Raw genomic sequence first — 6,618 nt, 5'->3', positions numbered from 1 at the left:
TACAAGCCACCGATTTTCTCAAAAGTCCCTCATTACAAAAAGCGTTACGCTCTGGCTATGATCCAGCCACCTTATCCGATGGCGATACGGCACTCTATATCATTATTCCCGCCGACAAGTTGCAAAGCCATGCGCGGTGGCTGCGACTCATGGCAACGACGACACTTCGAGCCGTTGTTAGGAATCCCAATAAGCGTGTAACTTTTTTACTCGACGAATTTGCAGCTTTGGGTTATTTACCTGAAATCGAGACGGCTTTAAGCACCTATGCGGGATTTGAGATCACAGTCTGGCCGATCTTACAATCGCTCATTCAGTTGCAGGGATTGTATGGTGAGAACTGGGAGACCTTCACAGCCAATACAGCAATCCGACAGTTCTTTACGATCAACGATAATTTTACGGCGAACTATGTAAGTGCGGCTATTGGCCAAACCTCTCATGTCATTACAACGCGAAGCTGGTTTGGCGTACAGGACACTAATGCCAATCAGAGGCCACTAGTCACGCCAGATGAAGTACGTCGTGGATCAGCAGAAAACATCTTTGCATTTTTTGGGGGTAATCCAGCGACTGTATTTCCTAAGCGTCCTTATTATCAAATTTCTGAGTTACAAATCAAAGCTGGCTATAACCCTTATCTATAGTCTTGAATTAATTAACAAAAGGGACTATATAATATTCATATCCATCTTTTCAATATTAATATCGACCCTAAAAAAAAGGAACTATTTAATATCATATTTCACACATAATTATTTTATTGACTACGTTAAAAATAATTATATTATTTTTAACGTAGTCAACATCAGAGGTTATTATGTCTCAGAAGCTTGAAGATCTTAGTGATAGTCAGAAAATTGAAAGAAATACTGAATCATTTAATTTTAGAAAACTTCTTTTAGAAGGCATTAGTAATTTCGCAAATGATTTAAACAAAAATATAGACAAAGGAGTATCTGAAGAAATTAAAGTTGTTATATTTGAAGCAGTGTTTAAGGAATGTTTAGGCGATGTTGTTGAATCCTTAAAATGGAGCAAAGGATATATAAAAAATAGCAAAAGACCCCCTTAATCATTACTTGTCATAGTAAATCAAAATTTCAAAAAATATTTTTATGAATATCGAGGATGCTGTTCAAATTGTCTATAAAGTGCTTGGTTTAAGCTTAATTTCCGTTGGCATAATCTCTTATATATCTAAAATTATAGCTGAAAAATATATTGCTAAATATTTTGAAAAAGAAAAAGCTGAATTTCAAAATAAATTAAGTAAAGAGCTTGAGTTATATAAGCTCCAGTATACACGGATATACAGTGAACAAGTAAAAGCTGTTGAGCAACTATATTTAATAATAGCGAATCTTCAAAATAAATTTTCTTATTTGATAAATAGTAATGATTATCAAACTATAGATGCACAAAATTTATTACAAGAAATATTTGAGCAAAAGAGGGAATTGGCTCAATTGTTCAATTTGAAAAAAATATATTTTTCAGAGAATATAAATAAAAAGATAGAATCACTAATTAATTTCTATATAGAAACTTTCAGCCTGATAAAAACAAGTAATAATGTTGATAGAATCAACACATTGAGAGGCATTGATTCTATAAATCAGGCAATTGTCGCTGAATTTCAAAAAATAATTGGAATATAATCAAACGTTCTCATATGTAAGGCTATTACCAGTATAATCGCCATATTTTAATATAAATCGAAACCTCGGAGAAACAAATCTCAACAGTTTACTACTACCTTCTACATATTCTAGAACATTTTCATCAATCAAAGAATTGATATCTCTTATTGAATTATTAATTCTTCTTCTAACGTTATTTTCTTCATTATAAGTCACAGTATCTATGTTAAAGTACCCTGTGTGCTTAATACAATTATTTATAATAGAAACTTTTCCAATAGTATTTATCTTTTTTCTTATCTTACTAAATTCATCAGCATTTAAAGTCTTTTGATTATCAGCTACCATTTTGACAATTACAGAAAATATATTTTCATCAATATAATTTATGATGGATTCCTCCATATTTATATATCCTAGGTTGAATGAATCAATAACATATTCACCAAATGACTGAACAAGGGGAGGATAACCATCAGAAAAATCAAAGCATTTTTCAATAAACTGATCGGTAAAATCAATATAAATATTTGTAATTGTCCTGACCGCATTACGAAATAATTCAAATATATCGCTTTTATTAAGTCTATCAAGTGGAATCGGTATTATCTTACGGACTGCAGAGTCATTATCTTCTCTCAATTTTTCAATTGCCTTTGGTAAACCTGAGAAAATATATTTCACTTTTGGTTCTAAAAAATCTTTATTACGTTGTTCTTTCTTCAAAAAGTCTCCTATACCTGTAAAATCTTCAACTACTTCTACTTCATCAATTGCAAATACTAAATCTTTTTGTAGAGTTTTTGTTAAAAAATCAGTTAAATCTAAAAAAAGCCTAATGGCGTCTATTTCATTTTTTTCGTTATCTTTAATTTTGGCTTCTGCATAATTTAGATCATACTCTAACTGTGTTTTTATTCCAGTGTTATTAATGCTTTGGATTAGGTTTCTAAAAATTTTATTTAGACTTATATGAGAATAAGTAGCCTTTTCATTGTGCTTTCTAAATATAAATTCTAATAATAAGTCTTCAAGATTTTTTACACGCTTAGTGCATTCTATATAGAAACATATTTTCTCTTTTTCACCATCGATATCTATATTGAAGATAGAAGCAACATCTTTATTGCCTGACAATAAATTTAATAGTTGCCATACATAAGAAGACTTTCCTATCCCTCTTTCACCAAAAACCCCTACAATTGCACCTGATTTATTTATATTGACTAATCCATATTTTAATTTATCGTTTCTCCCAACAAATAATTCCAAATTATAATCTCTTATTGCTGATGTTGAGCTAAATATATTAGTTATGCGCATAGTAGTTCAACTAAAGAGTGAAATCTATACTCGGCATTTCCATAGGCTCTACTTCCCAAAGTTGAAAAATAGCAGCGTAAGTATAGCAATTTGCGTTATGTTCTCCAACAGTCGGCTCAAAGCCAAATTTGTCTTTATGCCTTCTTTTATTAACCATGTTTTCGAATTCACTTTTTGTTACTTCTTTATTCTGTAAAAACGAAACGTACTCTCTAGCCATACTTGTTGTCAAAACCATTCGAAATGATAATAAACTTTTTATGCTAGTGTTTACCCCCCGGCTTATATCCTCTGCGCTTCGAACAGTTTCATCTTGTGGATTAGGTATTTGTCCACTAAATGTATGTAAGCATGCACAAGACTCAGCTAAGCCTTTTTTCAAAATATCACGGTGTGAATTATTAAGTGCTAATACAGTAGAAAGGCACTTATTCAGATGATCATATGGCTCTCCTTCATTGAAGGTCCTCTGTTTACTCATGATTTATTTAAATTTTTTAACAAAAAAAATACAAAATTTTAATATTTCAAATAACAATACAAAATTTTTTATAAATCCAAAAAATCTGTTAAAATTTTGAAATATCAAAAAATAATCTAATCATACGAAATAAAATTCTGTCACACTTATGGTGTATATTTAAAAATGCAGAAAGTATGATAGCCTTCGACAATGGCTGAAGAATTTACAGACTTATTCACAAGCTTTCAGATAGCAATTAGTAGGTGTATGGTAAGTGTAAAAGGCTTAGCAAAGTAGATTTATCAATGTGACTTAAATCGGAGGGGGTACAGTGAACCTCTAGACCTGTACCAGCCAGCGTGATAATGAAGTTGTTAGTTGATTGATTCTTCCATTTGCTTTTCTTATTCGGTTGATCTGAAAATTTGCTCAGGTGTGCGATAAGATAGGCCTTGATGATACCGGCGCTGTTTGAAAAATATAAATAACTTACTCAAGCCTTTTTCGAATTACCAGCCATCTGCATAGGCATACAAATAAAGATGCCGCTGGTACTGTCGTGAAAAACAAATTTTGCGTTAGGATTTTTTCAATATCTTTGATCTATCCAAAGGACAACTCCGCCACGGTGGATTGATCCCGTGTAGTCCCGCTAGTTGGGACTATTTTTTTGCTATCCTGATCAGCCATTCTGGGCAGTAAAGATTCAGTTTCTGCCTGAACCGAATGCATTGGGTCATATTTCGTCTGATGACGCCACAACGCATACGCTAATAAGAGTAACTTCTTTTGCACAGCCACATAGGCCTTCATCTTGGTGTTGGTCTTTTGATAGACCCGCTCATAAAGGGCCTGACAGGTAGGTTCCCCGAAGCGAACCGCATTGAAAGCCGGTAAGTGAAGAATACGGCGAATACGACTATTGCCCTTTTTCGAGATTTTAGTTTTGCCTGATCGGTTGCCCGACTGATTTTCGACTACGTCATAGCCTGCATAACTCACTAATTGTCGTTGGTTCGTGAACCCCTCAAAGCCATTGGTTTCAGCAATCAAAACTGCTACCGATAGAAGTGCTAACCCCTTGATAGCGGTCAAGCGTTCGACCTGTTCTTTCAGAATAGCATCCTGCTCAATGAGTTGGTGAATGGCTGTCTCTAAAGATTCTAGCTGTTGATCATAGACAGCAAGCAATTTGGCATTCTGCTTTGTGATAAAATCATCGCCTATTGCGCTGTAATCCAAGGCATGTTGCTGGTTACGGCACTGAGTTTTCCATTCCTGAAGCCGCTGATGCTGTCGGGTTAGCAAGCGTAAGCTGTAGATGTTCTTGGATAAAGGCTTCCACAGAGTAAGTTGTTGTTCGAGCCCCATTCGAGCCAACCCCTGAGCATCAATTTTATCATTCTTAGACTTGTAGCCTAAGCTTTTCAGGTAATGTTTTGCCTTGTTAGGCAATAGAATACAGACCGACTGATCTGTTTGATAGAGGTGCCAGGCTACAGCCTCATGATAGACACCAGTCGACTCCATCACGTAGCGCAGTGGGAAGCCGTCCGCTTTGCGATGCTTACTAACCCAGTGCTCTAACTGAGCAAAAGCAACCGGTTTGTTGGCTACCTTAGTCGACCCTTTGATGACGACTCGGCCATCGGTGTCGATTACCGACAGACAGACTTGAAGCGACTCTTTACTGATCCGGGCCGCCGGTGCGGTCTAGTCCAACACAATAGCGTAGCAGTGGCATAGAAAAGGGAATAAAGCATGAATAGGTTGACCGACCGCCTTTTCCCGCCTTTGCACATGCATGCCAGATCGTGGCCATTGGCTACGTCTATAGGTACTGTTGAAGCTACAGGGAAAAGACAAGCTAGCCAGAGCAACCAGCGGCACAGTATCGGTTGGACGTACTAACGGCGGAACTCAGGGTGCTGACTAGCCTTGTCAAGTCGTACTCAAAAATTGTACTTTTTCTGATGTAATCAACCTAAAACAAAGATATGTACGACGGACCGTTCATATTTTGCCATGCGCCAAAGACGTTCAATGAAAATATTATCTAAGGTTAACCCTTTTCCACCCATCGAGATCCGAATATTAGCACCCTGCGAGATGGATGTGAATGTATCTGAGGTAAACTGACTCCCCTGATCAGTGTTAAAAATGGATGGAGTAGGAGAGCTGACCAAGGCCTTCTTTACCAACTGACTGCAACAATCAGCTTCCATCATGTTAGAGATCTAACCCAACCACTACATAGTGCTTCACCGCCGTTAAATACATGTATCCATCAGGCATGGGTACATAGCTGATGTCAGTGGCCCACATCTGATGCACCCGATTAATCATTAGCCTTCGCAATAAGTGGGGATAAATCTGTTGGCCTACAGCCGCTTGGGAAGTATTCGGTTTAGGATAGATGGCCCCTTTGCCCATTGTCTGCATCAATCGCTGTACTCGCTTATAATTAATCAAATGCGCTGTTTCACGTAAAAACATCGTCATTTTACGGTACCGGTATTGGAGTGTTAACAAATATTGTTCATCGATTAATTACATCAATACCAGATTGTCAGAGGGGGCAAAATAGGGTCTATAATAGTAAAAGGATTGAAGTAGATTCGCTGCAGGCTTCTCATCCCAAACGGGCTCATCAACATCGGACTCTAAAAGGCTTTGCGGGTTGGGGCAAGACCTCGACGGGCTGGTTCTTTGGCCTAAAACTCCATCTGGTTATCAATAACTTAGGCGAGTTGATCCAGGTGCGTATCACTGGTGGGAGTACTCATGATGCCCATCCTAAAGTGCTTTTTTCACTCACCAAAGATCTGATTGGCTGGGTTTTCGGCGACAAGGGGTATCTGCTTAACCCAGAAAAGCAAGCGTTTCTAGAACGAGAAGGTCAACTGATTTGGGCGGCTAAACCCCGCAAGCCTAAGCAGGTGGTCGACTGGCCTGTGGCGGCTAAGAAATGGGCCCAAAAGCGGAATCTGATCGAAACCGTTATTGGGCAGAGCAAGTCGGTATGCGATTTGGAGCATAGTCGCCATCGCTCAACCACCAATGCGTTTGTCAACATTTACGCCAGCCTGATCGCTTACTCGTTCTATGAGCATAAGCCCGTGGTAAGTATCAACTTAGGCGACCATTTGCTGAAGGCAGCTGAACCGGATTGGGTTCTAGCAGCCTGAA

General features: G+C 37.6%; 8 protein-coding genes. 4 read left to right on the top strand and 4 right to left on the bottom strand.

The genetic code is table 11. The features are described 5' to 3' along the window. From BGO59_RS34765 to BGO59_RS34755, 3 genes are all read left to right on the top strand, one after another. Positions 1–647: type IV secretory system conjugative DNA transfer family protein (locus BGO59_RS34765; RefSeq protein WP_293692035.1), on the top strand; the 647-nt coding region annotated here is incomplete at its 5' end. Between the two features lie 173 nt (positions 648–820). Further along, a complete protein-coding gene (locus BGO59_RS34760) occupies positions 821–1,075 on the top strand; it encodes a hypothetical protein (protein ID WP_293692033.1) in 255 nt (84 codons plus the stop codon). A gap of 43 nt (positions 1,076–1,118) precedes the next feature. Continuing rightward, entirely contained in the window at positions 1,119–1,661 is a 543-nt protein-coding gene (locus BGO59_RS34755; RefSeq protein WP_293692031.1) for a hypothetical protein, read from the top strand. Here BGO59_RS34755 and BGO59_RS34750 read toward each other — a convergent pair whose 3' ends face one another. From BGO59_RS34750 to BGO59_RS34735, 4 genes are all read right to left on the bottom strand, one after another. Further along, complete coding sequence (locus BGO59_RS34750) at positions 1,662–2,966, bottom strand: hypothetical protein (protein ID WP_293692029.1); 1,305 nt, start codon at positions 2,964–2,966, stop codon at positions 1,662–1,664. 10 nt (positions 2,967–2,976) lie between these two features. Beyond that, positions 2,977–3,447 carry a hypothetical protein gene (locus BGO59_RS34745; RefSeq protein WP_293692027.1) on the bottom strand — a complete coding sequence of 157 codons (471 nt, stop codon included), beginning with the start codon at positions 3,445–3,447 and terminating at the stop codon, positions 2,977–2,979. Between the two features lie 585 nt (positions 3,448–4,032). Beyond that, complete coding sequence (locus BGO59_RS34740) at positions 4,033–5,064, bottom strand: IS110 family transposase (protein WP_293692208.1); 1,032 nt, start codon at positions 5,062–5,064, stop codon at positions 4,033–4,035. Between the two features lie 594 nt (positions 5,065–5,658). Next, positions 5,659–5,931 (bottom strand): hypothetical protein, encoded by a 273-nt coding sequence (locus BGO59_RS34735; RefSeq protein WP_293692025.1) that lies wholly within the window; start codon positions 5,929–5,931, stop codon positions 5,659–5,661. 20 nt (positions 5,932–5,951) lie between these two features. On the opposite strand from BGO59_RS34735, the gene BGO59_RS34730 reads away from it, so the two are divergent. Next, positions 5,952–6,617, top strand: a complete 666-nt coding sequence (locus BGO59_RS34730) for a transposase (protein WP_293692023.1) — start codon at positions 5,952–5,954, stop codon at positions 6,615–6,617. The last annotated feature ends 1 nt before the right edge of the window (position 6,618 follow it).

It is taken from the genome of Spirosoma sp. 48-14, from assembly GCF_001898575.1.
Taxonomy (GTDB): Bacteria; Bacteroidota; Bacteroidia; order Cytophagales; family Spirosomataceae; genus Spirosoma.
Note: the sequence above shows the minus strand (reverse complement) of the source record. Positions and strands in the feature narration are given on the sequence as shown.

Bases quoted from the DNA above. Each gene is read 5' to 3' on its own strand.
- BGO59_RS34750 (WP_293692029.1), bottom strand. From the start codon at position 2,966: ATGCGCATAACTAATATATTTAGCTCAACATCAGCAATAAGAGATTAT.
- BGO59_RS34760 (WP_293692033.1), top strand. From the start codon at position 821: ATGTCTCAGAAGCTTGAAGATCTTAGTGATAGTCAGAAAATTGAAAGA.
- BGO59_RS34755 (WP_293692031.1), top strand. From the start codon at position 1,119: ATGAATATCGAGGATGCTGTTCAAATTGTCTATAAAGTGCTTGGTTTA.
- BGO59_RS34745 (WP_293692027.1), bottom strand. From the start codon at position 3,447: ATGAGTAAACAGAGGACCTTCAATGAAGGAGAGCCATATGATCATCTG.
- BGO59_RS34735 (WP_293692025.1), bottom strand. From the start codon at position 5,931: ATGACGATGTTTTTACGTGAAACAGCGCATTTGATTAATTATAAGCGA.